17 protein-coding genes and 3 pseudogenes are annotated in these 24,490 nt (G+C 72.3%); 5 read left to right on the top strand and 15 right to left on the bottom strand.

Annotated elements, in window-relative coordinates; genetic code table 11:
* Positions 1 to 25 precede the first annotated feature (25 nt).
* The gene (locus tag LRS07_RS10380; protein ID WP_260501837.1) at positions 26 to 553 is read left to right on the top strand and encodes a chromate transporter; all 528 of its coding nucleotides are present in this window, start codon (positions 26 to 28) and stop codon (positions 551 to 553) included.
* Position 554: 1 nt separating this feature from the next.
* Here LRS07_RS10380 and LRS07_RS10375 read toward each other — a convergent pair whose 3' ends face one another.
* The 6 genes and pseudogenes from LRS07_RS10375 to LRS07_RS10350 form a co-directional block, all read right to left on the bottom strand.
* Positions 555 to 2,012 carry an aldehyde dehydrogenase gene (locus tag LRS07_RS10375; protein WP_260502086.1) on the bottom strand — a complete coding sequence of 486 codons (1,458 nt, stop codon included), beginning with the start codon at positions 2,010 to 2,012 and terminating at the stop codon, positions 555 to 557.
* A 276-nt stretch (positions 2,013 to 2,288) separates the two neighbouring features.
* Positions 2,289 to 2,798 (bottom strand): annotated as a pseudogene (locus tag LRS07_RS10370) (ABC transporter ATP-binding protein); the annotation flags it as partial.
* A gap of 14 nt (positions 2,799 to 2,812) precedes the next feature.
* Entirely contained in the window at positions 2,813 to 3,568 is a 756-nt protein-coding gene (locus LRS07_RS10365; protein WP_260501836.1) for an ABC transporter ATP-binding protein, read from the bottom strand.
* Positions 3,565 to 4,527 carry a branched-chain amino acid ABC transporter permease gene (locus LRS07_RS10360; RefSeq protein WP_260501835.1) on the bottom strand — a complete coding sequence of 321 codons (963 nt, stop codon included), beginning with the start codon at positions 4,525 to 4,527 and terminating at the stop codon, positions 3,565 to 3,567. Before LRS07_RS10360 ends, LRS07_RS10365 begins: the two co-directional genes overlap by 4 nt.
* Positions 4,528 to 4,540: 13 nt before the next feature.
* Positions 4,541 to 5,419, bottom strand: coding sequence for a branched-chain amino acid ABC transporter permease (locus LRS07_RS10355; RefSeq protein WP_260501834.1), 879 nt, complete (start codon positions 5,417 to 5,419; stop codon positions 4,541 to 4,543).
* Positions 5,420 to 5,426: 7 nt separating this feature from the next.
* A pseudogene (locus tag LRS07_RS10350) lies at positions 5,427 to 6,621 on the bottom strand (amino acid ABC transporter substrate-binding protein).
* 189 nt (positions 6,622 to 6,810) lie between these two features.
* Here LRS07_RS10350 and LRS07_RS10345 point away from each other — a divergent pair.
* Positions 6,811 to 7,767 (top strand): helix-turn-helix domain-containing protein, encoded by a 957-nt coding sequence (locus LRS07_RS10345; protein WP_260501833.1) that lies wholly within the window; start codon positions 6,811 to 6,813, stop codon positions 7,765 to 7,767.
* Here LRS07_RS10345 and LRS07_RS10340 read toward each other — a convergent pair.
* The 6 genes and pseudogenes from LRS07_RS10340 to LRS07_RS10315 form a co-directional block, all read right to left on the bottom strand.
* Positions 7,764 to 9,047 carry a chloride channel protein gene (locus LRS07_RS10340; protein WP_260501832.1) on the bottom strand — a complete coding sequence of 428 codons (1,284 nt, stop codon included), beginning with the start codon at positions 9,045 to 9,047 and terminating at the stop codon, positions 7,764 to 7,766. The two genes, LRS07_RS10345 and LRS07_RS10340, sit on opposite strands and share 4 nt — an antisense overlap.
* Before the next feature lie 109 nt (positions 9,048 to 9,156).
* A pseudogene (locus tag LRS07_RS10335) lies at positions 9,157 to 9,991 on the bottom strand (SIR2 family NAD-dependent protein deacylase).
* Positions 9,992 to 9,998: 7 nt separating this feature from the next.
* On the bottom strand, positions 9,999 to 10,730 hold the full coding sequence (rlmB, locus tag LRS07_RS10330) for a 23S rRNA (guanosine(2251)-2'-O)-methyltransferase RlmB (RefSeq protein ID WP_260501831.1): 732 nt from the start codon (positions 10,728 to 10,730) through the stop codon (positions 9,999 to 10,001).
* A gap of 178 nt (positions 10,731 to 10,908) precedes the next feature.
* Positions 10,909 to 11,565: an acetyltransferase domain-containing protein gene (locus tag LRS07_RS10325; RefSeq protein WP_409450641.1), complete on the bottom strand. Its 657-nt coding sequence runs from the start codon at positions 11,563 to 11,565 to the stop codon at positions 10,909 to 10,911.
* A gap of 77 nt (positions 11,566 to 11,642) precedes the next feature.
* Positions 11,643 to 12,482, bottom strand: a complete 840-nt coding sequence (locus LRS07_RS10320) for a metal-dependent hydrolase (RefSeq protein ID WP_260501829.1) — start codon at positions 12,480 to 12,482, stop codon at positions 11,643 to 11,645.
* 17 nt (positions 12,483 to 12,499) lie between these two features.
* Positions 12,500 to 13,735: a flavin-dependent oxidoreductase gene (locus LRS07_RS10315; RefSeq protein WP_260501828.1), complete on the bottom strand. Its 1,236-nt coding sequence runs from the start codon at positions 13,733 to 13,735 to the stop codon at positions 12,500 to 12,502.
* A 104-nt stretch (positions 13,736 to 13,839) separates the two neighbouring features.
* Between LRS07_RS10315 and LRS07_RS10310 the strand changes: the two genes are divergently transcribed.
* Positions 13,840 to 14,847: an SDR family oxidoreductase gene (locus LRS07_RS10310; RefSeq protein ID WP_260501827.1), complete on the top strand. Its 1,008-nt coding sequence runs from the start codon at positions 13,840 to 13,842 to the stop codon at positions 14,845 to 14,847.
* Positions 14,848 to 14,851: 4 nt separating this feature from the next.
* On the opposite strand, the gene purL is transcribed toward LRS07_RS10310, so the two are convergent.
* Entirely contained in the window at positions 14,852 to 18,856 is a 4,005-nt protein-coding gene (purL, locus tag LRS07_RS10305; protein ID WP_260501826.1) for a phosphoribosylformylglycinamidine synthase, read from the bottom strand.
* Positions 18,857 to 18,970: 114 nt separating this feature from the next.
* Here purL and map point away from each other — a divergent pair, with 114 nt between their 5' ends.
* Together map and LRS07_RS10295 are read left to right on the top strand one after the other, a co-directional pair.
* Positions 18,971 to 19,789: a type I methionyl aminopeptidase gene (map, locus tag LRS07_RS10300; RefSeq protein ID WP_260501825.1), complete on the top strand. Its 819-nt coding sequence runs from the start codon at positions 18,971 to 18,973 to the stop codon at positions 19,787 to 19,789.
* 20 nt (positions 19,790 to 19,809) lie between these two features.
* Positions 19,810 to 22,410: a [protein-PII] uridylyltransferase gene (locus LRS07_RS10295; protein WP_260501824.1), complete on the top strand. Its 2,601-nt coding sequence runs from the start codon at positions 19,810 to 19,812 to the stop codon at positions 22,408 to 22,410.
* A 21-nt stretch (positions 22,411 to 22,431) separates the two neighbouring features.
* Here LRS07_RS10295 and LRS07_RS10290 read toward each other — a convergent pair whose 3' ends face one another.
* Together LRS07_RS10290 and LRS07_RS10285 are read right to left on the bottom strand one after the other, a co-directional pair.
* Positions 22,432 to 22,863 (bottom strand): hypothetical protein, encoded by a 432-nt coding sequence (locus tag LRS07_RS10290; RefSeq protein ID WP_260501823.1) that lies wholly within the window; start codon positions 22,861 to 22,863, stop codon positions 22,432 to 22,434.
* Between the two features lie 2 nt (positions 22,864 to 22,865).
* On the bottom strand, positions 22,866 to 24,437 hold the full coding sequence (locus LRS07_RS10285; protein ID WP_260501822.1) for a hypothetical protein: 1,572 nt from the start codon (positions 24,435 to 24,437) through the stop codon (positions 22,866 to 22,868).
* Between the last annotated feature and the right edge of the window lie 53 nt (positions 24,438 to 24,490).

Raw genomic sequence — 24,490 nt, 5'->3', positions numbered from 1 at the left:
AGCGCCTTGCGCGGAGGGCCCTGCCATGAGCGCCGGCGACCTGCTCTACCTCTTCGGCCACTTCCTGGTGCTGTCGCTGCTGTCGGTCGGCGGCGCCATCGCCACCGCGCCCGACATGCACCGCCTGCTGGTGCACGAGCACGGCTGGCTCTCCGACGTCCAGTTCAACGAGTCGATCGCGCTGGCGCAGGCCGCCCCCGGGCCGAACCTGCTGTTCGTCGCCCTGCTCGGCTGGAACGCCGCCGGCTGGGGCGGCGTGGCGGCGCTGATGAGCGGGATCATGCTGCCGTCCAGCCTGCTGGCCGTCGGCGCCGCCCGGCTCGGCCGCCGGCACCAGGACCACCTGGCGGTGCGCGCCTTCTCCGCCGGCATGGCGCCGTTGACGGTGGCCCTGCTGCTGGCCACGGCCTGGCTCATCGGCGAGCCGTGGCACCAGCAGCCGGCGGCCTGGGCGCTGGCCGCCGGCACGGCCGCCGTGCTGTGGCGCTGGCGACCCAACCCGCTGTGGCTGATCGCCGTCGGCGCCGTCGCCGGCGCGCTGGGGTACGTGTGAGTCAGAACGGGTAGTGCCGCTTGCCGCCGGTCTGCACGGTGATCCAGCGCAGCTCGGTGAACTCGTGCACCCCGGCCTTGCCGCCGAAGCGGCCCAGGCCCGAGCCCTTGACGCCGCCGAAGGGCATCTGCGCCTCGTCGTGCACCGTCGGGCCGTTGACGTGGCAGATGCCGGACTCGATGCGCTTGGCCACTTCCATCGCCCGCGCGACGTCGCGGCCGAAGACCGCGGCCGACAGGCCGTACTCGTTGTCGTTGGCACAGTCGACGGCGGCGTCGACCCCGTCCACCCGCACGATGCACTTCACCGGGCCGAAGGTCTCCTCGTGGTAGATGCGCATGGCCGGCGTCACGTGGTCGAGCAGCGTGGCCGGCATCAGCGTGTTCTCGGCCTTGCCGCCGCAGACCAGCTTGGCGCCCTTGGCCAGCGCGTCGTCGATCAGCGCGTTGCAGTGCTCCACCGTGCCCATGCCGATCACCGAGCCCAGCACCACCGGCTCGGGCTTGCGCGGGTCGCCCAGTGGCAGCGCGCGCGCCTTGGCGGCGAAGCGGGCGACGAAGTCGTCGGCGATCTTCCTGTCGACGATGATGCGTTCGGTCGACATGCAGATCTGGCCGCTGTTGGCGAAGGCGCCGAAGGCGGCGCCGTTGACCGCGTCGTCCAGGTCGGCGTCGTCCAGCACCAGCAGCGGCGCCTTGCCGCCCAGCTCCAGCACCACCGGCTTGAGGTGCTTGGCGCAGGTCACGGCGATGAGCTTGCCCACCCGCGTGCTGCCGGTGAAGTTGACGCGCCGCACCGCCGGGTGCGCCACCATCGCCTCGACCACCGTGCCGGCGTCGGCCGGCGCGTTGGTCAGGTAGTTCACCACGCCGGCGGGGAAGCCCGCGTCCTGCAGCGCCTCGATGATGAGCTGGTGGGTGCGCGGGCAGTTCTCGCTGCCCTTGAGGATGACGGTGTTGCCGCAGGCCAGCGGCGTGGCGATGGCGCGCACGGCCAGGATGATCGGCGCGTTCCACGGCGCGACGCCCAGCACCACGCCGGCCGGCTGGCGCACGCCCATGGCCAGCGAGCCGGGGACGTCCGACGGGATGATCTCGCCGCTGATCTGGGTGGTGAGGCCCGCGGCCTCGCGCAGCATCTCGGCGGCCAGGTGCACGTTGAAGCCGGCCCACATGGCGGTGCCGCCGGTCTCGGCGCCGACGGCCTGCACGAACTGCGGCGTCTTCGCCTCCAGCGCATCGGCGGCCTTGAGCAGCAGGCGGCGGCGTTCGCCGGGACCGGTCTTGCTCCAGGTGGTGAAGGCCTCGGCCGCGGCTTCCACCGCGGCCACCGCGTCGGCCGTGCTCGCCGCCGGCGCGCGGGTGGCGACGCTGCCGTCCAGCGGGTTGCGGCGCTCGAAGGTGGCGCCCTTCTCGGCGCTCACGGCCAGGCCGTTGATGAGCATGGACAGGTCGGACATGGGCTCTCTCTCCTTGGGATTCGAAGACGAAGGGGATGGGGAGGCGCCGGCGCCCAGGTAGGCCTGGCGCACGACGCTGGAGCGGGCGAGCAGGAAGGCCGGCCCGCTGGCGACCAGGCGGCCGCGCTCGAGCACGTAGCCGCGGTCGGCCACGGCCAGCGCCTTCTTCACGTTCTGCTCGACCATCAGCACGGTGGTGCCGGCGTCGGCGATGCGGCGCGCGATGGCGAGCAGCTCGTCGACCATCTTCGGCGCCAGGCCGAGCGACGGCTCGTCGAGCATCAGCAGCCGCGGCGCGCTCATCATGGCGCGGGCCACGGCCACCATCTGCTGCTCGCCGCCGCTCATCGTGCCGGCGAGCTGCTTCGCGCGCTGGCGCAGCTTGGGGAAGTCGGCGAAGGCCTGCTCCAGCCGCGCGGCGCGGTCGGCCGGGGGCAACAGCCAGCCGCCCAGCTCCAGGTTCTCGGTCACCGTCATCTGGGCGAAGAGCTGGCGGCCCTCGGGCACCAGCGCCAGGCCGCGGCGCACGATGTCGGAGGTCTTGGCGTCGGGCTCGATCGGCTCGCCGTCCAGCAGCAGGCGGCCGCGGCGCGGGATCAGCCCGGCGATGGCCTTGAGCAGCGTGGTCTTGCCCGCGCCGTTGGGGCCGAGGATGGCGGTCAGGCCCGGACGCGCCTCCAGCGACAGCTCGCGCAGCACGAGGAAGGCGCCGTAGCCGGCGGACAGGCCGTCGACCTTGAGATGGGCGAGCCGGCGGTCCAGCGCGGCTTCGATGTCGTTCTTCATGGCGGGTGGCGTCCTCAGGCGGCCTCGGCCATGTCGGCCATCTCGTCACCCAGGTAGGCCTCGATCACTTCCGGGTTGCGCACCACCTGCGACGGCAGGCCGTCGGCGATCTTGCGGCCCTGGTGCAGCACCAGCACCCGCTCGACATGGCGCAGCAGCGTGGTCACCGCGTGTTCGATCCAGATCACGGTGAGGTCGAGTTCGTCGCGCAGCCGCCGGATGAGCTGGGCCATGGCCTCCACCTCGGCCTCAGTCAGGCCGGCGGCCACCTCGTCGAGCAGCAGCAGCCGGGGCCGGGTGGCCAGCGCCATGCCGATCTCCAGCAGCCGCTGCTGGCTGGGCGTGATGGCGGCGGCCGGCAGCGCCGACTGCGCCGCGAGGCCGATGAGCTGCAGGATGCTGGCCTCGTCCTTGAGCAGCCAGCTGGACTGGCGGCGGCGGCCGGCGAACTGCAGCCCGAAGCCGACGTTGTGCGCCACGCTCAGGTCGGCGAACACCCGCGGCGTCTGGAAGGTGCGGGCCACGCCCTGGCGGGCGAAGCGCTCGGGCCGCGCGCCGGTCAGGCGCACGCCGCCGGCGTGGAGCTCGCCCGAGGTCGGCGCGACCACGCCGGACAGCGCGTTGAAGAAGGTGGTCTTGCCCGCGCCGTTGGGGCCGATGATGCCGACCAGCTCGCCGGGCGCGAAGGCGGCGCTGACCGCGTCGACCGCGGTGAGGCCGCCGAAACGGACCGTGACCTCGCGGGCTTCGAGCAGCGGGTGCGCGGTCATGCGGTCACCGCCTTCTTGCGCTGGCGCAGGCCGCGCCAGCCGGTGCGCAGGTCGTCGCGCCAGCCGCCGAAGGTGCTGCCGCGCAGCGAGGCCAGCCCACCCGGCAGGTACAGCACGCACAGGATGAGCAGCAGGCCCAGCGTCATCATGTAGACCTGCGGCGCCTGCAGGCGCAGCGTCTCCGCCAGGACGCTGAAGACCACCGCGGCGATCAAGGGCCCCCACAGCGTCGCGGCGCCGCCGATGAGCGCGATCAGCACCGTCTGGAAGCCGATGAAGGGGTTGAAGACGGTGGCCGGGTCGATGTAGGTCCAGCGCACGCTCATCGCCGCGCCAGTGGCGCCTGCGAAGGCGGCGATCAACGCGAAGCCGGCGACCTTCACCGCCCGGGTGTTGACGCCCAGCGTCTGCGCCCGCTGCTCGTCGGCGCCGATGCCGGTCAGCGCCAGGCCGAAGCGGTGGCGCCGCACGGCGATGGACACCGCCACCGACAGCACGGCCAGGCCCAGCACCGTGAGGTAGACGGTGTCGCCCTCGGGCACGAAGGTCAGCACCCGGCCGACGGTGCCGGTGACCTGCTTCTCCCAGTAGGTGATGGCGTGGCGGATCAGCTCGGTCATGCCGAAGGTCAGCACCGCGAAGTAGGTGCCGCGCAGGTGCAGCACCGCCGCGCCCATGACGATGGCGACGAGGGCGGCCAGCCCGGCGCCGATGGCCAGCGCCGACCACCAGCCCAGCGTCTCCAGCGCCAGCGCGCTGGCGTAGGCGCCGATGCCGAAGAAGGCGCTGGTGGCCAGCGACAGGTAGCGGGTGGTGCCGCAGAACAGGCTCCAGCTGGTGGCCAGCGCGGTGTACATCAGGCAGGTCAGCGCCAGCGAGATGGCGAACTCGCTGGCGTAGTGCGGCACCGCCAGCGCCCAGCCGGCCAGCGCCACGAGGATGAGGAGGTCGCGTTTCATCGGGGCTTGCCGATCACTTGCGGGTGAAGAGGCCGTTGGGCTTCCACAGCAGCACCGCGATGAAGATGCCGTACGACAGCAGCGACTTCAGCGACGGGCTGGTGAAGTGCATGCCCACCGCCTCGATGACGCCCAGCGCCAGCCCGCCGGCCAGCGCGCCGGCCATGCTGCCGAAGCCGCCCAGCGTGATGACGATGAGCGCGGTCACCGTGTAGGGCTCGCCCATCGACGGCGAGATGGTGTAGGTCATGCTGAGCAGGCAGCCGGCGACACCCGACAGGCCGAGGCCGACGCCGAACATCAGCGGGTGCAGCCGCTGGGTGTCGATGCCCACCAGCTGCGCCCCGGTGGGCGACTGCATCAGCGCGCGCACGCCCTTGCCGTAGAGCGTGCGGCCGAGCGTCACGATGAGCGCGGCGCTGATGCCCAGCGCCAGCGCCAGCAGCAGCAGCTTGTTGGCGGCGAACTGGGCGCCGCCGAAGGCCACCGGCTCCGTCAGGTAGTCGTAGCCGCGCAGGTCGCCGCCCCACAGCGACTGCGCCAGGTTCTGCACCAGGAACATCAGTCCGAAGCTGACCATCAGGCCGCGGGCCTCGAAGACGTCGAGGTTGGGGCTGGTGCGCGTCAGCTGGCGGAAGCTCAGCCGGTGCACGACCAGGCCCAGCGCCATCAGCAGCACGAACGAGATCGGCACCATCAACAGCGGCGACAGCCCCAGGTGCTGCTGCGCGGTCCAGGTGAGGAAGGCGCCCAGCATCAGGAACTCGCCGTGGGCGATGTTGAGGATGCGCATCAGCCCGTACTGCAGGTTCAGGCCGAGCGCGACCAGGGCGTAGACGCCGCCGGTGATGAGGCCGGAGGCGATCAGTTCCAGCCAGGCGCCAAGACTCATGTCGCCGTCACGCCCACGCCGGCTTGGCCGGCACCAGCGGCGCGGTGGCATTGGCCTTCGGCCACACCACCTCGAACTCGCCCTTCTGCCACTGCCCCACGGTGCCGGGGGGTGCCGACGTTCTCGCTGCCGGCGAAGCGGACCTTGCCGAGGATGGTGCTGTGCTCGTTGCCGGCGACGTGCTCGCGGATGGCCTTGCGGTCCAGGCCGACCTTGGCCACCGCGGCGGTCAGGATCTCCAGCCCGGCCCAGGTGGCGCCGCTGGCCCAGCGGTCGGGCTCCTTCTGCGCGCCGAACTTCTTCACGTGGGCGTCGAAGTAGGCCTTGGCGCCGGGACTGGTCTTGGCGTTCCAGCTGCCCATGCCGAGCACGCCCTCGGCGCCCGCGCCCATCACGTTGCGGTAGAGCTGGAAGGCGGTGCCCACCGAGGCGTAGAAGAACTTCGGGTTGAAGCCGATCTCCTTGGCCTGGCGGCTGGCCAGGATGGTGTCCGGCGGGTAGGTCAGGCCGACGAAGGCATCCGGGTTCTTGTCCTTCATCGAGCGCAGCACCGGGCTCAGGTCCTTCACGCCCAGCGGGTAGCTCTTGTCCTCCACCAGCGTGATGCCGCTGCCCTGCAGCGCCACCTTCAGCGCGGCGTAGTTCTCGAGCCCGAACAGGTCGTCGACGTAGACGACGGCCATGGTCCTGGCGCCGCTGGCCTTCAGCATGTCGACCAGCGCGTCCATCATCGGCTTCGGCTGCTGCAGCAGCAGGAAGAAGTACGGCAGCTTCATCTCCACCAGCCGCCGGCTCAGCGCCGTGGGCGCGAGAAAGGGGTACTGGAAGCGGTTGGCCAGCGGCGCGACGGCGAAGTTGGCGTTGCTGCCCCAGGGCGGCAGGATGAGGTCCACCTTGTCGCTGCCCATCAGCTTCTCGTAGGTGCGCACGCAGGTCTCGATGTCGCTGCGGTCGTCGCTGCTGATCAGCTCGATCGGGCGCCTGGTGCCCTTGACGTTCAGGCCGCCGGCGGCGTTCTGCTGCTCGGCCCAGAGCAGGTAGTTCGGTTCCTGGCTGACCTGGGCGCCGGTGGTCCACGGGCCGGTGCGGGCCATCGCGTAGCCGACGCGCACCGGCGCGCCCTGGGCGCGGGCAAGGCCGGGCAGGGCCAGCGCGGCGGCGCCGGCGCCGGCACCCTGGAGGACAGTGCGGCGAGTGGTCATGCGGGTCTCCTCGTGGTCGGTGGGGCGGGCCGGTCTGCGCGGCTTGGCGGGCAGTGTGGGCGCCGGGGGCGCCGCCGCTTGCCCGGCGGTGCACGGCACTTGACCGGCCGTGCACGGCGGCTCGGGACTTTCCCGTCCCCTCGCGGCCGGTGCCTGGAGCCGACGCGGCCGGCGCGGTAACCTGCCGCCATGGCGCCCTCCAACACCGCCTTCGACACCTCGCAGGTGCCCCTGCGCGAGCGGGTGGGCTTCTGGTCGGACTGCGTCGGCCGGCTGTTCCCGGGCCTGCGCTCCGACGCCTACGGCGACACCGAGGTCGACGGCCGTGCCACCACCGTGCTGGCCGGCGACGTGCGGCTGACGCGGCTGGAGGCCACGCGCCACCACGTGACCCGGTCGGCCCAGCGCCTGCGCGACAGCGAGCGCGGTTACCTGAAGATCGTCGCGCCCTGGGTGGGCTGCGCCGGCGTGCAGCAGAAGGGCCGCGAGGCCTGGGTGACGCCGGACCAGTGGAGCCTGTACGACACCACCGAGTCGTACGCGGTGGCCAACCCGGCGCGGGTGGAGCACCTCATCGTCATGGTGCCCAAGGACCGGCTGGCCGAGCGCGGCCTGGCGCTGGACCCGCTGATGGCGCGCCGGCTGGGCGGCAGCGGCGGCATCGCCCGGGTGGCGCTGGACACCATGCGCACCGCCTACCGCGAGCTGCCCGGCATGCACCCGCAGGCCGCACTGGCGGTGGGCGACGCCATCACCCAGTTCGTCCACCTGGCCATGCTGGACCTGGCCGGCATCGGCACCGCGGTGACGCAGCGCGAGGCGCTGCGCGAGCGCATCAAGCAGCACGTGACCGAGCACCTGGGCGATGCGCACCTGACGGTGGACGCCATCGCGCTGGCGATGAACTGCAGCCGCCGGCAGCTCTACAACGCCTTCGCCGAGGAGCCCGACGGCGTGGCGGGCTATGTGCTGCGCCGCCGGCTGGACGCCTGCCGGCAGACGCTGGCCGACCGGGGCCAGGCCCACCGCTCGATCACCGACATCGCCGTCGCGTTCGGCTTCTCCAACATGGCGCACTTCAGCCGCGCCTTCCGCGCCCACCTGGGCGCGGCGCCGAGCGATTACCGGCGGTCGGCGCTCGCCTAGCGCCCGCGGGCCAGCAGCGCCTGCGCCACGCTGGCGTACAGCGGCGGCGACAGCGAGCGCGACATGCCGCCGGCCACCAGCGCCGCGGCCATCAGGCTGAGCACCATGGCATGGCCGTCGACCATCTCCATGACGACGATGAAGGCCGTCACCGGCGCCTGCGTCACCGCCGCCAGGAAGGCGGCCATGCCCATGGCGATGAGCGCCGGGCGCAGCGCCGGCTCGGCCCACAGGCTGGCCAGGTCGTGGCCCAGGCCGGCCCCCAGCGCCAGCGCCGGCGAGAACACCCCGCCCGGCGCACCCGACCAGACCGACAGCCAGGTGGAAACCGCGCGCAGCAGCAGCATCAGCCCGGGGGACTCCCCCTCCCCGGCCAGCAGCGCGCGGGTGTACCCGTGGCCGCTGCCGAAGGCGGCGCCGCCGCTGGCCAGCCCGACCAGCGCCACACCCAGCCCGCAGGCCGCGGCGAAGCGCACCGGCGCCTGGCGCCGCCAGCGACCGAAGCGGCCGAGGCCGCCGCACAGCGACGCCACCAGCAGCCGGGCGAACAGCCCGCCGGCCAGGCCGCAGGCCAGGGTGACGGCCAGGCCGGGTCCGACCAGCGCCATCGACAGCGGCGGCACGCTGATGACGCCGAAGTGGTGGCCGTTGCCGAAGACCGACACCGCCATCAGGCCGCCGAGCACGATGGCCGCCACCAGCAGCCCGCTGCCCTCCTCCAGCCGGCGGCTGAGCTGCTCGATGGCGAACAGCACGCCGGCCAGCGGCGCGTTGAAGGCCGCCGCCACGCCCACCGCGCCGCCGGCCACGAGCAGCCCGTGCGGCGTGATGGCCGCGCCGCGCGGCAGCCAGCGCGCGGCGTGCTGCATCACCCCGGCGGCGATCTGCACCGCCGGGCCTTCGCGGCCGACGGCCAGCCCGCCGGCCATGGCCAGCGAGGTGAGCAGCGCCTTGGCGGCGCTCAGCGGCAGCGAGGCCCAGCGGCGGGCGGTGGCCGCCGCTTCCGGCGCGAGTGCCACCATCACCTGCGGGATGCCCGAGCCGCCGACCGCCGGCCACCAGCGGCTGGTGACGGCGACCACCGCGGCGGTGAGCAGCGGCGTCAGCAGCAGCGGCAGCCAGGGCCAGGCGGCACGCCAGCGGTCGAACTGGGCGGCGGCGGCCTCGCTGAGCAGCACGAAGCCGACGACGGCCAGCCCGGCCGCGGCGGCGCCGGCCAGCACCACCGCGCGGGCGGCCCAGGCGCGCCAATCGGACCAGTCGCGCCACAGCGCGGACACCGGTGCCGGACCGCGGGGGTCGGGTCGGACGCGTCGTTGAGGGGGTCGTCCGGTGGCAAGGCGGTTCTCGGGGCGGGGGCCGTTCAGCAGGTGCGGGTCCGAGGCGGGGTCAACCCGGCGATGTTGCGGCCAGCAACGCCGGCAGCGCGCCCGCGGCGGTGCCGCGCAGCACCGCGTGGGCGACGTCGTCCAGCTCGCTGGGCTGCGGGTTGACCACCACGACGAAGGCCCCGGCCCGCCGCGCCTGCACCGCCAGCCCGGCCGCCGGCCACACCGCGCCCGAGGTGCCGACCACCAGCATCAACGCGCAGGCGGCGGCCACGGCTTCCGGCGCGCCGCAGCACGTCGGCGGAGAGCGCCTCGCCGAACCACACCACGCCGGGCCGGCGCGGGTTGCCGCAGCCGCCGCAGCGGGGCGGGCGGCCGTCGACCGGCGCGGCGCCGCGGCAGCAGGCGCGCGGCGGGTCCAGCCAGCGGTCGGCCAGGATGTCGCCGTGCAGGCGCAGCGCGTCGGCATGGCCCGCGCGCTGGTGCAGGTCGTCGACGTTCTGCGTGATCACGGTGAGCCGGCCGGGGTGGCGGCGGGCAAAGTCGGCCAGGGCAAGGTGACCGGCGTTCGGCTGCGCCCGGCGCACGCCGTCGCGGCGCTGGGCGTACCAGTCCCACACAAGTTGCGGGTCGGCGCGGAAGCCGTCCTCGCTGGCCAGCTGCATCGGGTCGAAGCGGGACCACAGGCCAGGTCCCTCGCCGGGCCGCCCCAAGAGGGACGCGCCCCCTTGGGGGGCCGGGGCCGCAGGCACCTTGGGGGCTCGATCCAAGGCGTCGCGGAAGGTCGGGATGCCGCTTTCGGCCGACATGCCGGCGCCGGTGAAGGCGACCACCTGGTGTGCCGCGTCCAGCCGCGGCCTCAGTGCGTCGATCGCCTGCCGCAGCGACGCGTCCATGGCCCGCTCAGCCGCCGCGCTGCCGCAGCGCCTCGTACAGGCAGATGCCGCTGGCCACCGAGACGTTGAGGCTTTCCACCGCGCCCTTCATCGGCAGCCGCACCAGCACGTCGCAGGTCTTGCGGGTGAGCTGGCGCATGCCCGGGCCCTCGGCGCCGAGCACCAGCGCGACGGGACCGGCGAGGTCGGCCTCGTACAGGGTGATCGGCGCGTCCTCCGCCGTGCCGACGATGACGATGTCGCGCTCCTTCAGCTCGGTGAGCGAGCGGGCGAGGTTGGTCACCATCAGGTAGGGCACGGTCTCGGCGGCGCCGCTGGCCACCTTGGCCACCGTGGCGTTCACGCCCACCGCATGGTCCTTGGGCGCGAGGACGGCGTGCACGCCGGCGCCGTCGGCCACCCGCAGGCAGGCGCCCAGGTTGTGCGGGTCGGTCACGCCGTCCAGCGCCAGCAGCAGCGGCGGGCCCTCGACCTGGTCGAGCAGGTCGTCCAGCGAATGCTGCGCCTTCAGCGCCTGCACCCGCGCCACCACGCCCTGGTGCCGCGGCGTGCCGGCCAGGCCGGTCAAGCGGCCGTCGTCGGCCTCGATGACGCGCACGCCGGCCTCCTTCGCGCGGGCCAGCAGGTCGCGCATGCGCTGGTCGCGCCGGCCGGCGTCGACGTGCAGCTCGGTGACGGAGGACGCGGCGGTCTTCAACCGCACGGTGACGGCATGGAAGCCGAAGAGAACCCGCGTCATGTCCGCCCCTCGCCCGTCGAGTACGCCGGTCGATCCCCCGAGGGGATCGCGGGCCGGCTTGGTGAACCGAGGCCGGACGTGGACAGTCCCTGCGGACTGTCCATGCCTGCCGAGGCCATCGGCCTCTGGCCGATGGCGGGCCCGGCGCTCGGCCCGCGGAAGTCGCCCGTTGTGGACATCATGACGTCAGAGACAGGTAGGCCATGACCAAGCCTATCAGCACCGGCTGGTGCAGCAGGTAGAACGACAGGCTCCAGCGGCCGAGCACGGCCAGCGGTCGCACGGCCGGCGCCAGGGCGGCGTCCAGCCAGTGCCGTCGCCGGGCGAGCAGCCACTGGCCGGCCGCCAGCCCCCAGGCCATGACGCCGATCCAGGGCAGCAGCGGCACGTAGTCCTCGGTCACCGGCTTGCGGGTGACCAGGCCGGTCCAGTTCAGCCAGCGGCCGTCGAAGGCCGGGTGCTGCACGACCCAGGGCAGCAGCAGCGCCAGCAGGCCCAGCGGCCACAGCCAGCGGCCGAGCGGCGCCGCCAGGCGCAGCAGCACCAGCATGACCGCGATGCCGTGCAGCACGCCGAAGCTGATCCAGCTCCTGGGGAACATGAGCGCCGAGCCGGCCGACACCAGCAGCGCCGCACCCGCCACCTGCGCCCAGCGGCGCCAGAAGCGGTGCCAGGGCTGGCCCTGGTGGCGGGCCACCGCCAGGCTCAGGCCGGCGACGAAGAGGAACAGCGAGACGATGGCCGTGCGCTGCACCGTCCACAGCGGGTCGCGGTAGAAGTCCTGCCGCCAGAGGCCGAAGTGGGCCAGGTCGAAGCCGAGGTGGAAGGCCGCCATCCAGACGATGGCCGCGCCGCGCAGCGCGTCGAGGCGGTCGAAACGCGCCGCGCCGGCGCGCTGGCGCGGGCTCGTCGTCAAGCCGCGGTGGCGCCGACGGCCCGGCCGATGACCATCAGCGACGCGCCGTGGGCGGCCAGCCAGTCGTCGGCCCGGCGGCTGTCGTGCTGCGTCGGATGGAAGTCGGGCCGCAGGTAGTCCTTCCAGCCGGCGGCGATGCCGGGCAGCAGGCCCGTGCGGCCGAAGAGGAAGCGCCAGGCGCCGCGCCAGGTGGCCGGCTTGAACAGCGACCGGTCGTGCCACAGGTTGCGCAGCGTCTGCTGCAGCAGGTCCATGACGAAGTAGGCGGTCACGATGAAGAACCAGCGCCGCCGCCAGTGCTCGCTGCCGGCGTTGGCGCGGTACAGGTCGAAGGCGGTGGACTTGTGCTCCGACTCCTCCGCCGCGTGCCACAGCCACAGCAGCTGCAGCCGCGGCTCGGCGCCGGCCAGCTGCTCGGGGTGCGTCAGCAGGTGCTCGGCCAGGAGGGCGGTGAAGTGCTCGTAGGCGGCGGTGGCGGCCAGCCAGTGGCGCGGCTCCCGGCCCTCGAACGTCGCCACCCGCCGGCGCGCCTGCCCTTCCACCCAGTTGGTGAAGCCCTGCCGTTCGAGCTGCGCGTTGAACAGCGCGTGCAGCCGGCGGTGGCTGGCTTCCTGGCCGACGAAGCCCTGCACCTCGGCCTCGCGCAGCGCCCGTTCGTGCAACGGCAGGCCGTTGAGGCCGCGCCGCACGGCATCGATGAAGAACTGCTCGCCCACCGGGAAGCTCATCGACAGCGCGTTGAAGAAGGCGCTGCTGAAGGCGTCGCCGCCGTTCCACCGGCGCGCGAACGGCGGCGCCAGGTCGACCAGCAGGCGACGCACGGTCAGGTCGGTCATCGCGGGGGCGGCGCCGGTCAGGCGCCGCGCTTCAGCTGCGAGCGGTCGAAGCCGGCCACCTGCTTGTAGCGGGCGGCGATGCCCTCCAGCTCGCCGGGCGCGAAGACCTCGGCCACGTCGGCGAAGCCGCCGGGGGCGCGTTCCTCGGCCAGCTGCATGACCTGCTCCGGGCCGTTCTGGCGGTTGGCCAGCACGATGGCGGCGGTCTTGGGCAGGCGTTCGGCCTGGTAGTCCTCCAGCGCCGCCGGCAGCGGCCGGCCCGCGACCAGCCGGTCGGCCAGGGCCCTGACGTCGAGGATGGCCTGCGAGGCGCCGTTGGAGCCGATGGGGTACATCGGGTGCGCCGCGTCGCCGAGCAGCACCACGCGGCCTTCGGCCCAGTGCGGCAGCGGGTCGCGGTCGGCCAGCGGGAACTCGTAGATCGGGCCGCCGCCGGCGATCAGCGCCGGGATGTCGATCCAGTCCCAGCGCCAGGACTGGAACGGCCCGTCGAAGACGGCGGCCTCGACCCGGCGGTTCCAGTCGGTGGCCGGCGGGGCGTCGCCGGGCACCGTCAGCTCGGCGATCCAGTTGGTGCGCGAGCGGCCCTCGCGGCGCAGGGCCTCGCTGATCGGGTAGGCGACGAACTTCACGTCCTGGCAGCCGGCCATGAACATCGAGCGGCCGTCGCCGAAGGGCTCGCCCTCGGTGATGGCGCGCCAGAGGATGCGCTGGCCATAGCGAAGCCCGGGTTCGGCCGGGTGCATCTGCCGGCGCACGGCGGAGTGGATGCCGTCGGCGGCCACCAGCGCATCGGCCTCCATCAGCGTGTTCGTGCCGTCGGCGCGCTGCAGCCGCACCTGCACCCGGCCGCCCTCCTGCGCATAACCCTGCACGGTGTGGCCGGTGAGCACCGCGCCGGCACCCAGCCGCTCGCGCACGGCGTCGAGCAGCAGCAGCTGCAGCTCGCCGCGGTGGATGGAGAACTGCGGCCAGTCGTAGCCGGCGGCCCGGCCACGGGGCTCCGACCAGATGCGCTGGCCGTGCCGGTTGTAGTAGCTGAGGGAGGCGGTCTCGATGGCCGTCTCGGCCAGCCGCTCCTGCAGGCCGAGCTCGGTCAGCTCCTTGACCGAGTGCGGCAGCAGGTTGATGCCCACGCCCAGCGGGCGCAGCGTGGTGACGGCCTCGGCCACGGTGCAGGCGATGCCGCGCTGGTGCAGCGCCAGCGCGAGGGTGAGGCCACCGATGCCGCCACCGGCGATGAGGATGTGCATGGCAAGAAGCCCGGGTCGAACAGCAGAACGGGCGATTTTCCCCCACCGGCGGCTGGGCACGGCGGCTGCCGGACTTCGGGTCCCCGACAGTCGCAGGAGACCCCATGACAGACGACAAACCCGGCCACGCCGGCGACCCGCGCGCCACCGAGGCGCGGCAGCGCGAGATCCAGCAGCGGCAGGACGACAAGGACCGCGCCCAGGCCAAGGGGGAACGGAAGCCGCCGGCCGGTCCGCAGGCGGTGCAGGCCGGTGCGCGGGAGCAGCCGTCGGACCTGCCGGCGCAGCACATCACCAAGCCCGGCCTGGAAGCCGAGCTGCAGCTCCAGCCGCAGTACCAGGCGCCGGACTACCTGGGCAGCCGCAAGCTGCAGGACATGGCCGCGCTGATCACCGGCGGCGACTCCGGCATCGGCCGCGCGGTGGCGGTGCTGTACGCCCGCGAAGGCGCCGACGTGGCCATCGTCTACCTGTCGTCGCACCAGGACGCCGAGGACACGAAGCGCGCGGTGGAGGCCGAGGGCCGGCGCTGCCTGCTCATCGCCGGCGACGTGCGCGACCCCGCGTTCTGCCAGCAGGCGGTGGCGCAGACGGTGCAGCAGTTCGGCAAGCTCGACATCCTGGTCAACAACGCCGCCTTCCAGGAGCACGCCAGCTCGCTGGAGGACATCGACGAGCAGCGGCTGGACGAGACCTTCCGCACCAACATCTACGGCTACTTCCACATGGCCAAGGCGGCGCTGCCGCACCTGAAGCAGGGCAGCTCCATCATCAACACCGGCTCGGTGGTCGGCCTGAAGGGCAGCGCCAGACTGCTCGACTACTCGGCCACCAAGGGCGCCATCCACGCCTTCACCAAGTCGCTGGCCCAGAACGTGATCGAGCAGGGCATCCGCGTCAACGCGGTGGCGCCGGGCCCGGTGTGGACGCCGCTGAACCCGGCCGACTCGCCGGCCGAGCAGGTGGCGGAGTTCGGCAAGCAGACCGACTTCAAGCGCGCCGCCCAGCCGGAGGAGCTGTCCCCCGCCTACGTCTTCCTCGCCGCCCCGGTGTGCGCCGGCTACATCACCGGCATCGTGCTGCCGGTGACGGGCAGCGTGGGGGCGATCTGAGCGGTCACCCCACCCACACCCGCGCGTTGCGGAAGAGGCGCATCCAGGGGCTGTACGCGCCGACGTCGCCGCCCGTCCAGCTCATCTGGAGGTTGCGGAAGACGCGCTCGGGGTGGGGCATCAGCGCGGTGAAGCGGCCGTCCGGCGTGGTCACGCCGGTCAGGCCGTGCGCGCCGCCGTTGGGGTTGGCCGGGTAGGCCTCGGCCGGCTCGCCGTTGGCGGTGACGAAGCGCATGGCGGCGTGCACCGCGCCCGCATCGCCGCGCTGCGAGAAGTCGGGCCGGCCTTCGCCGTGCGCCACCGCGATCGGCAGCCGCGAACCCGCCATGCCCCGGAAGAGGATGGACGGGCTGTCCAGCACCTCGACCAGCGACAGCCGGGCCTCGAACTGCTCGCTGCGGTTGCGCACGAACTTGGGCCAGGCCTCGGCACCGGGGATGAGCGCCGCCAGCGCGGCGAACATCTGGCAGCCGTTGCACACGCCCAGCGCGAAGGTGTCGCGGCGCGCGAAGAAGGCGCCGACCGCGTCCTTCAACCTGGGATTGAAGAGGATGGAACGCGCCCAGCCCTCGCCGGCCCCCAGGGTGTCACCGTAGCTGAAGCCGCCGGCCGCGACCAGGCCCTTGAACCGGGCCAGGTCGACCCCGGCCTGCAGGTCGCTCATGTGCAGGTCGTGCACGTCGAAGCCGGCGAGGTCGAAGGCGCGGGCGATCTCGACGTGCGAGTTCACGCCCTGCTCGCGCAGCACCGCCAGCGCCGGCCGGGCGCCGGTGGCGATGAAGGGCGCGGCCACGTCGACGCCGGCATCGAAGCCGGGCGACCAGACCAGCCGGTGCGCGTCCGACGCATCGGTGGCGGCGGCGTGCTCCTCGTCCGCGCCCTGCGGCTCGTCGCGCAGCCGGGCGATGCGCCAGCTCACCTCGTCCCAGGCGGCGAGCAGTTCGCCCAGCGGTGCGCTGAACTGCGACTGCGTGTCGCGCCAGACCTCCACCGTGCCGCGGTCGTTGGGCTTGCCGATGACATGGCTGTGGCGGTACAGCCCGGCCTCGCGCAGCACCGCGAACACCGCGTCGCGCTGCTCGGCCGGCACCTGGATCACGACACCCGGCTCCTCGCTGAAGAGCGCGCGCAGCGTCAGCTCGTTGCGGCGCTCGCCCACCTGCTTGGCCCAGTTCTTCGAGTCGCCGTATTCGGCCCGGCTGTCGGCGATGCCGTCGCTGTCGGTGACCAGGATGTCGACGTTGAGGCTGACGCCCCGGCGGCCGGCGAAGGCCATCTCGCAGACCGTGGCCCACAGGCCGCCGTCGCTGCGGTCGTGGTAGGCCAGCAGGCGGCCCTCGGCGCGCAGCCGGTTGATGGCGCCGACCAGGGCCTTCAGCATCGCCGCATCGTCCAGGTCGGGCACGCCGTCGGCCTCGCGGCAGCCGTACTGGCCCAGCACCTGCGCCATCACCGAGCCGGCGAGGCGCCGCCGGCCCTGGCCGAGGTCGACGAGGATGAGGGTGGAGTCCACCGGCTGCAGCGCCGGCGTCAGCGTGCCGCGCACGTCGTCCACGGTGGCGAAGGCGGTGACCACCAGCGACACCGGCGCGGTGACGTTCCGGACCTCGCCGTCGTCCGTCCAGCGGGTGCGCATGGACAAGGAGTCCTTGCCCACCGGCACGCCGATGCCGAGCGCGGGACACAGCTCGAGGCCCACCGCCTTGACGGTGTCGTACAGCGCCGCGTCCTCGCCCGGCTCGCCGCAGGCGGCCATCCAGTTGCAGCTGAGCTTGACGCGTTTCAGGTCGATCGGCGCGGCCAGCAGGTTGGTGATGGCCTCGGCCACCGCCAGACGGCCGGAGGCCGGCGCGTCCACCGCCGCCACCGGCGAGCGCTCGCCCATGGCCATCGCCTCGCCGCGGAAGCCGACGTGGTCGGCCAGCGTGACCGCGCAGTCGGCCACCGGCACCTGCCAGGGACCGACCATCTGGTCGCGGTGCGTCAGCCCGCCCACCGTGCGGTCACCGATGGTGATCAGGAAGCGCTTGCTGGCGACCGTCGGGTGGCGCAGCACGTCCAGCGCCACCGGCCCCAGCGCCACGCCGGTGAGCTGCAGCGGCGCGTCGTTGCGCTCGACGCGCAGCACGTCGCGCTGCATCTTCGGCGGCTTGCCGAGCAGCACTTCCATCGGCATGTCGATGACGCGCTCGCCACCCTCGCCGTCCTGCAGGACCAACTCGCCGTCGTCGGTGGCGGTGCCGACCACCGCGTACGGGCAGCGCTCGCGCCGGCACATGGCGTCGAAGGCGTCGAGCCTGGCCGCGTCCAGCGCGATGACGTAACGCTCCTGGCTCTCGTTGCACCACGCCTCGCGCGGCGACAGGCCGGTCTCCTCCAGCGGCACCTTGCGCAGGTCGAACACCGCGCCCTTGCCCGCGCCGTCGACCAGCTCCGGGAAGGCGTTGCTGATGCCGCCCGCGCCCACGTCGTGGATGGCCAGGATGGGGTTGGCCTCGCCCAGCGCCGCGCAGTGGTTGATCACCTCCTGCGCGCGGCGCTGGATCTCGGGGTTGCCGCGCTGCACCGAATCGAAGTCCAGCGCGGTGGCGTTGGTGCCCGCGGCCATCGAGCTGGCCGCGCCGCCGCCCAGGCCGATGCGCATGCCGGGGCCGCCGAGCTGGATCAGCAGCGTGCCGGCGGGGAACGGGATCTTGGTGGTCTGCCCCTGGCGGATGGCGCCCAGGCCGCCGGCGATCATGATGGGCTTGTGGAAGCCGCGGCGCAGGCCGGCCACCGTCTGCTCCCAGCTGCGGAAGTAGCCGCCCAGGTTGGGCCGGCCGAACTCGTTGTTGAAGGCCGCGCCGCCCAGCGGGCCGTCGACCATGATCTGCAGCGGGCTGGCGATGTGGCCCGGGCGGCCGTGGCCGTCCCGCTCCCACGGCATGGCGGCGTCGGGCAGCTGCAGGTGACCGACCGAGAAGCCGGTCAGGCCCGCCTTCGGCTTCGCGCCGCGGCCGGTGGCGCCCTCGTCGCGGATCTCGCCGCCGGCGCCGGTGGCCGCGCCGGGAAAGGGCGAGATGGCGGTCGGGTGGTTGTGCGTCTCCACCTTCATCAGCACGTGCGCGGTCTCGGCGATGGACGCGTAGCGCGGCGCATCGGCGAAGCCCTGCGGCGCGAACCGTTCCACCGGCCCGCCTTCCATCACCGCCGCGTTGTCCGAATAGGCGATCACCGTGTGCTGCGGCGACGTCTTCTCGGTGTGCCGGATCATGCCGAACATCGACAGCGGCTGGCGCTGGCCGTCGATGACGAACTCGGCGTTGAAGATCTTGTGCCGGCAGTGCTCGCTGTTGGCCTGCGCGAACATCATGAGCTCGACGTCGCTGGGGTTGCGCTGCAGCGCCTTGAAGGCGTCGACCAGGTAATCGATCTCGTCGGCCGACAGCGCCAGGCCGAACTCGGTGTTGGCCTGCTCCAGCGCCGCCCGGCCGCTGCCCAGCACGTCGACATGGGCCGCCGGCTTGGGGTCGAGCGCGTCGAACAGGTGCACCGCCGCCTCGCGCTCGAAGGCCACGCTCTCGGTCATGCGGTCGTGCAGCAGCGCGGCGACGGCCTGGAGCTCCTCGGCCGCCAGCGCCTTGCGGCCGCCCAGCAGGCCGCTCTTGAGCTGCAGGCGGAACTCGGTCACCCGCTCCACCCGGCGCACCGGCAGGCCGCAGTTGTGCGCGATGTCGGTGGCCTTGGACGCCCAGGGGGAGACGGTGCCCAGGCGCGGCATCACCACCACCAGCAGGCTGTCCGGCGTCGTGGCCGGCGCCGGGTCGCCGTAGTCGAGCAGCGCCGCCAGCCGCCGCTGCTGGTCGTCGGACAGCGGCGCGTCGGCCACCACCCAGTGCACGTGCCGCGCGAGCACGCCGGTGACGCGCGGGCTCACCGCCTGAAGCCGGGGCAGCAGCGCCTGCGCGCGGAAGGCGGACAGGGCGTTGCCGCCCTCGAAATGCGACAGGAACGGCAGGGTGGCGGGCATGGCGGGTGGACACGCGCCCCGGCGGCGGGCGCGGCGTCAAGCCAATGCGCCCGCCGGGGGTGGGAAGGAGGCGGGAGAACCGGCGATTTTACGGGGATGGATAATCCGGGCGACATGAGCATCACGCTGAAGACACCCCAGGACATCGAGGCCATGCGCGTGGCCGGCCGACTGGCCGCCGAGGTGCTGGACATGCTGACGCCGCACGTCAAGCCCGGCGTGACCACCCTCGAGCTCGACCGCCTGGCGCTCGACTACATCCAGAACGTCCAGCACACCACGTCGGCGACGGTGGGTTACCAGCCGCCGGGCTACCCGCCCTTCCCCGCCGCGCTGTGCACCTCGGTCAACCACCAGGTGTGCCACGGCATCCCGAACGAGCGGCCGCTGAAGAACGGGGACATCGTCAACATCGACGTCACCGTCATCAAGGACGGCTGGCACGGCGACACCAGCCGCATGTTCATCGTCGGCGAGGGCTCGATCGCCGCCAAGCGGCTGTGCGCGGTCACCTACGAGGCGATGTGGCGCGGCATCGTCAAGGTCAAGCCCGGCGCGCGGCTGGGGGACATCGGCCACGCCATCCAGACCTTCGCCGAGAACCAGGGCTTCTCGGTGGTGCGCGAGTTCTGCGGCCACGGCGTGGGCCGCAAGTTCCACGAGGAGCCGCAGGTGCTGCACTACGGCCGGCCCGGCACGCTGGAAGAGCTGGTGCCCGGCATGGTGTTCACCATCGAACCGATGATCAACGCCGGCCGGCGCGAGATCAAGGAGCTGGGCGACGGCTGGACCATCGTCACCAAGGACCGCTCGCTGTCGGCGCAGTGGGAGCACATGATCGCCGTCACCGAGACCGGCTACGAGGTGCTCACGCTGTCGGCCGGCAGCCCGCCGCCGCCGGCCTTCGTGCCGGCCGTCGCCGCCGCGGCCTGACCGGCGCCCGCCCCGCGCCCGTGTCCGCCGTCGCCGACGCCGTCGCGCCCGACATCGACCGCCTGCGGCGGCAGTTCCGCGACGGCAAGGCGGCGCTGATCGGCGCCTTCCGCGACAGCGCCCCTACCGCCCGCGCCGGCAGCACGCTGACGCGCGGCCTGGCCCGGCACGTCGACACCACGCTGGCCGAGCTGTGGCGCCAGCACGGCCTGCCCGACGACGCCGCCCTGGCGGCGGTGGGCGGCTACGGTCGGGGCGAGCTCTACCCCCATTCCGACATCGACGTGCTGGTGCTGCTGCCGCCCGGGCAGGCCTCGCCCGACGACCGGCTGAGGTCGCGGCTGGAAGCCTTCATCACCGCCTGCTGGGACATCGGCCTGGAGATCGGCTCCTCGGTGCGCAGCGTGGCCGACTGCGTGGCCGAGGCGCGGGCCGACGTCACCGTGCAGACCGCGCTGCTGGAGTCGCGGCTGCTCACCGGCTCGCGCCGGCTGTTCGAGGCCTTCCAGCGCGACACCTTCGCCGCGCTCGACCCCAAGGCCTTCCTGCGCGCCAAGCAGCTGGAGATGCGCCAGCGCCACCAGAAGTACGAGGACACGCCCTACGCGCTGGAGCCCAACTGCAAGGAAAGCCCGGGCGGGCTGCGCGACCTGCAGGTGCTGCTGTGGGTGGCGCAGGCGGCCGGCCTGGGCCGCAGCTGGGCCGAACTGGCCGGCCGCGGCCTGGCCACCCGCTTCGAGCTGAGCCAGCTGCAGCGCAACGAGGGCGTGCTGCGGCTGATCCGCGCGCGGCTGCACATGGTGGCCGGCCGGCGCGAGGACCGGCTGGTCTTCGACCTGCAGACGGCGGTGGCCGAGAGCTTCGACCTGAAGGCCACCCGCCACCACCGCGCCAGCGAGCTGCTGATGCGCCGCTACTACTGGGCGGCCAAGGCGGTGACGCAGCTCAACCAGATCCTGCTGCTGAACATCGAGGAGCGCATCAACGGCTCGGCCGACGCGCCGATGCGGCCGATCAACGCCCGCTTCCTCGACCGCGGCGGCACGCTGGAGGTGGTCAGCGACGACCTGTACCAGCGCAACCCGCACGCCATCCTGGAGACCTTCCTGGTCCACCAGCAGACGCCGGGCATCAACGGGCTGTCGGCGCGCACCCTGCGGGCGCTGTACAACGCGCGCCGGCTGATGGACGCCGGCTTCCGCCGCGACCCGCTGAACCGCGAGCTGTTCATGGACATCCTGCGCCAGCCGCGCGGGCAGACCAAGGCGCTGCGGCTGATGAACCAGACCTCGGTGCTGGGCCGCTACCTGTGGGTGTTCCGCCGCATCGTCGGCCAGATGCAGCACGACCTGTTCCACGTCTACACGGTGGACCAGCACATCCTGATGGTGCTGCGCAACGTGCGGCGGTTCTTCATCGTGGAGCACGCGCACGAGTACCCGCTGTGCTCGCAGATCGCCTCGCAGTTCGAGCGACCCTGGGTGCTGTACGTCGCCGCGCTGTTCCACGACGTGGCCAAGGGCCGCGGGGGCGACCACTCCGAGCTCGGCGCCCGCGAGGTGCGCCGCTTCTGCGCCGACCACGGGCTGGACGCCGAGGACACGGTGCTGCTGGAGTTCCTGGTGCGTGAGCACCTGACGATGTCGCGGGTGGCGCAGAAGGAGGACCTGAGCGATCCGCAGGTCATCGCCGCCTTCGCCGCGCAGATGGGCAACGCGCGCACGCTCAACGCCCTCTACCTGCTGACGGTGGCCGACATCCGCGGCACCAGCCCGAAGGTGTGGAACGCCTGGAAGGGCAAGCTGCTGGAGGACCTGTACCGGCTGACCCTGCGCGCGCTCGGCGCCGGCGGGGTCAACGCCGACGCCGAGATCGAGTTCCGCAAGACCGAGGCGCGCCAGCTGCTCGCGCTGCACTCGCAACTGCCGGGCACCGAGCAGCCGCTGTGGCAGACGCTGGACGTGCGCTACTTCGCGCGGCACGACGCCAGCGAGCTGGCCTGGCATGCGCGGGTGCTGTGGCGCCATGTCACCACCGACGCACCGGTGGTCCGCGCCCGGATGTCGCCGCTGGGCGAGGGGCTGCAGGTGCTGGTGTACTCGCCGGACCGGGCCGACCTCTTCGCCAGGGTCTGCGGCTACTTCGACTCGGCCGGCTTCAACATCCAGGACGCCAAGGTGCACACCACGCGCACCGGCTACGCGCTGGACACCTTCCAGATCGTCAGCCCGCACCTGGACGCCGGTGCCGCCCACCGCGACATGATCTCGCTGGTGGAGACGCAGGCGGCGCAGGCCATCGCCTCCAGCGGCCCGCTGCCCGAGCCGGGCCGCGGCCGCGTGTCGCGCCGGGTGCGCAGCTTCCCGGTGCACCCGCGGGTGACGCTGACCCCGGACGAACGCGGCCAGCGCTGGCTGTTGTCGATCAGCGCCAGCGACCGCTCGGGCCTGCTCTACGCCATCTCGCGCGTGCTGGCCCGCCACCGCATCAACCTGCAGCTGGCGAAGATCACCACGCTGGGCGAGCGGGTGGAAGACACCTTCCTGGTCGACGGGCCGGAACTGTCGCAGCCCAAGGCGCAGCTGCAGATCGAGACCGAGCTGCTGGACGCGGTCAGCTGAAGCCTTCGGCCCATTGCAGCCTCAGTCGACGGCGCACCTCAAATGGGCCTCGTACGAAAAGAGCGTCTCCCCTGGTTTGGCGACGAAGTTGCGACGCAAGGGGCCGCAGCCCAGGACGTCGTAGCGCAGGCTGTTGGACGCACTCTGCTCGGCGGACTGACGCACCCACAGCGGTTGCGAGGGCGTGCGAACGCAGAAGGCATCGTCCACATGCACCTCCTCAGCTCCTGCGGGGTGCACCCGTTCACGCCAGGGCAACGAGCAGAACAGCCGCTTCGCCAGCTTGTCGACGACGGTTCGTCGCCGGGTGTTCGCGGACACCGCCAACGGCGTGCCGCCGGCCAAGCGGTAGAGGCGCCGCTCGTCATTGAAGATGTCGTTGACCACGGCGAGGTTCAGGCCGAAGGCCTCCTTGATCCACATCTTTCGCAGCGCCTTTGCCGATGATTTCACCGTCAAGGCGTTGCTATCGGCGTCTGCCGTGATGCTGATGCGTTGTTCGATGGCGTTGACGTCTCCTTGTCGATACAGGACCACCCCCTCCAGCCTGAAGCCCAACGCGCCGACAGGCATGAGCGACAACACGCGCAGATTGGACGCGTCCCGCCGCGGGAACTCGACGTGGCCGCAGAGGTTTCCCGGCATCCATTCAACGACATCGTCATGGCCGGCAGGCGCGAACAGGGCGAGCGGCTTTCCGCTTTGCAGCGCTTGCGGACTGAAGCTGGCAAAAAGGCTTCCGTCCTGGTCCACGCGACCTGCGTTTCATAGCCCAGGTGGACGGCTACCGGGCGGACGACACGGTCAGCGGGACCCTCCGACGTCGCAGGCTCCAGGTCCAGAAGCAGACGTGCCAAAGCCAAATGCGCAAAACAATCCGTCTCGTACTTCGCCGCCTGTCCCTGGTAGAGACGCCGGGTGACACGGCGGGAAAAAAACGAGCCGTCGCCATTGCGTCGCTGCTCCAGCCTCAGCATCTTCACCCGCTGCGCGGCGACATGTTGGGCGAAACGATCGTCAAGACTGGCCGCGATGGAGACCGCCGCTGGAACGATGAAGTACTCCCCGTAGGTGTATCGCGCCCAGTCCTGACCACCCACATAGGCAAATCGGCGGTCCAGGAACAGGCTCTTGTGCTTGTTCCAGAAGGCCGCCTTGTTGAACGACAACGATTCGGGCGCTGGTCGCCCCGACAGCAGGAACGAAGCACGCGCCCACGTCAACGAAGCAAGCGGGCTGGCAACGTAGCAAAAGTGACAGGATCCGTGATTCTCGATGGTGAAGTCATGGAACAGGTTGGCCGAGGTCAACCAGTCGGCAACGGGTTTGCCTTCGACGAGGTCGAGGCGCTCATGGTCCACCGCTCGACTGAGCGTGTTCATTGCAAAAGCATTGAGCTTCTCGGCCCAGGCACCGCGGTCAGGGTGTTCGGGCATCAGCAACAACGCCGATGCCAGCACTTCCGTGTCCCAGGCGTTTTCTTCCGCCTTGGTGTCCAGTGCCAGCCCGGTGGGCACCGCTCGCAGAAGCAGCGCGCCTGCTTCGCTGGCAACCACCCGCGCTACGGCCTCACGCCGCTGCCGACTCAACTCGGCCCAGATCAGATGAGCCCCCAGGGCCATCTTTCCGCACCACCAGCTGCTTTGCCACGCATGGCCCCAGCGTTGCCCGTCCGCACAGGCGCCTTCGCCCGTACGATGGCCCGCCAGCAGGTAGTCCAGCCCCCGCCTGGCCCAATCGAGGCCGAGTTGGTTGCCATATTGCTTCCAACGAAAGGCACTGGCGAACACGAAGTTGGCAGCCGAACGGATGCCGTTCTCGCCGGACCCCGCGTCGCCAAAATGCCAGTCGGCGCCGGTGGTGATGCCGGGCGTCGCATAGCGCTCCCACTCCATCAGCGCATCGTCCAGCAGCCCCAGCAATGTCGGCGCCCCCTGCCCGACATGGAACTCCTCGTCCTGCCCCGTAGAGCGGAACGCCCCGGAGCTGTGCTGGGGCGGGACCGGAGTGGCATGGGATGCGGTCATGGCGGACACCAGGTGACGTGCATCCAAGCGTAACGCATCGCGAACCCGCGTCG

The sequence above is a fragment of the Aquabacterium sp. J223 genome, from assembly GCF_024666615.1.
Lineage (GTDB): Bacteria > Pseudomonadota > Gammaproteobacteria > Burkholderiales > Burkholderiaceae_C > J223.
This window is presented reverse-complemented; position numbering and strand designations above follow the sequence as displayed.

Bases quoted from the DNA above. Each gene is read 5' to 3' on its own strand.
- LRS07_RS10355 (WP_260501834.1), bottom strand. From the start codon at position 5,419: ATGAGTCTTGGCGCCTGGCTGGAACTGATCGCCTCCGGCCTCATCACC.
- LRS07_RS10360 (WP_260501835.1), bottom strand. From the start codon at position 4,527: ATGAAACGCGACCTCCTCATCCTCGTGGCGCTGGCCGGCTGGGCGCTG.
- LRS07_RS10380 (WP_260501837.1), top strand. From the start codon at position 26: ATGAGCGCCGGCGACCTGCTCTACCTCTTCGGCCACTTCCTGGTGCTG.
- LRS07_RS10325 (WP_409450641.1), bottom strand. From the start codon at position 11,565: ATGGCGGCCTTCCACCTCGGCTTCGACCTGGCCCACTTCGGCCTCTGG.
- LRS07_RS10345 (WP_260501833.1), top strand. From the start codon at position 6,811: ATGGCGCCCTCCAACACCGCCTTCGACACCTCGCAGGTGCCCCTGCGC.
- LRS07_RS10310 (WP_260501827.1), top strand. From the start codon at position 13,840: ATGACAGACGACAAACCCGGCCACGCCGGCGACCCGCGCGCCACCGAG.
- LRS07_RS10375 (WP_260502086.1), bottom strand. From the start codon at position 2,012: ATGTCCGACCTGTCCATGCTCATCAACGGCCTGGCCGTGAGCGCCGAG.
- rlmB (WP_260501831.1), bottom strand. From the start codon at position 10,730: ATGACGCGGGTTCTCTTCGGCTTCCATGCCGTCACCGTGCGGTTGAAG.
- LRS07_RS10315 (WP_260501828.1), bottom strand. From the start codon at position 13,735: ATGCACATCCTCATCGCCGGTGGCGGCATCGGTGGCCTCACCCTCGCG.
- purL (WP_260501826.1), bottom strand. From the start codon at position 18,856: ATGCCCGCCACCCTGCCGTTCCTGTCGCATTTCGAGGGCGGCAACGCC.
- LRS07_RS10285 (WP_260501822.1), bottom strand. From the start codon at position 24,437: ATGACCGCATCCCATGCCACTCCGGTCCCGCCCCAGCACAGCTCCGGG.
- LRS07_RS10320 (WP_260501829.1), bottom strand. From the start codon at position 12,482: ATGACCGACCTGACCGTGCGTCGCCTGCTGGTCGACCTGGCGCCGCCG.
- LRS07_RS10365 (WP_260501836.1), bottom strand. From the start codon at position 3,568: ATGACCGCGCACCCGCTGCTCGAAGCCCGCGAGGTCACGGTCCGTTTC.
- map (WP_260501825.1), top strand. From the start codon at position 18,971: ATGAGCATCACGCTGAAGACACCCCAGGACATCGAGGCCATGCGCGTG.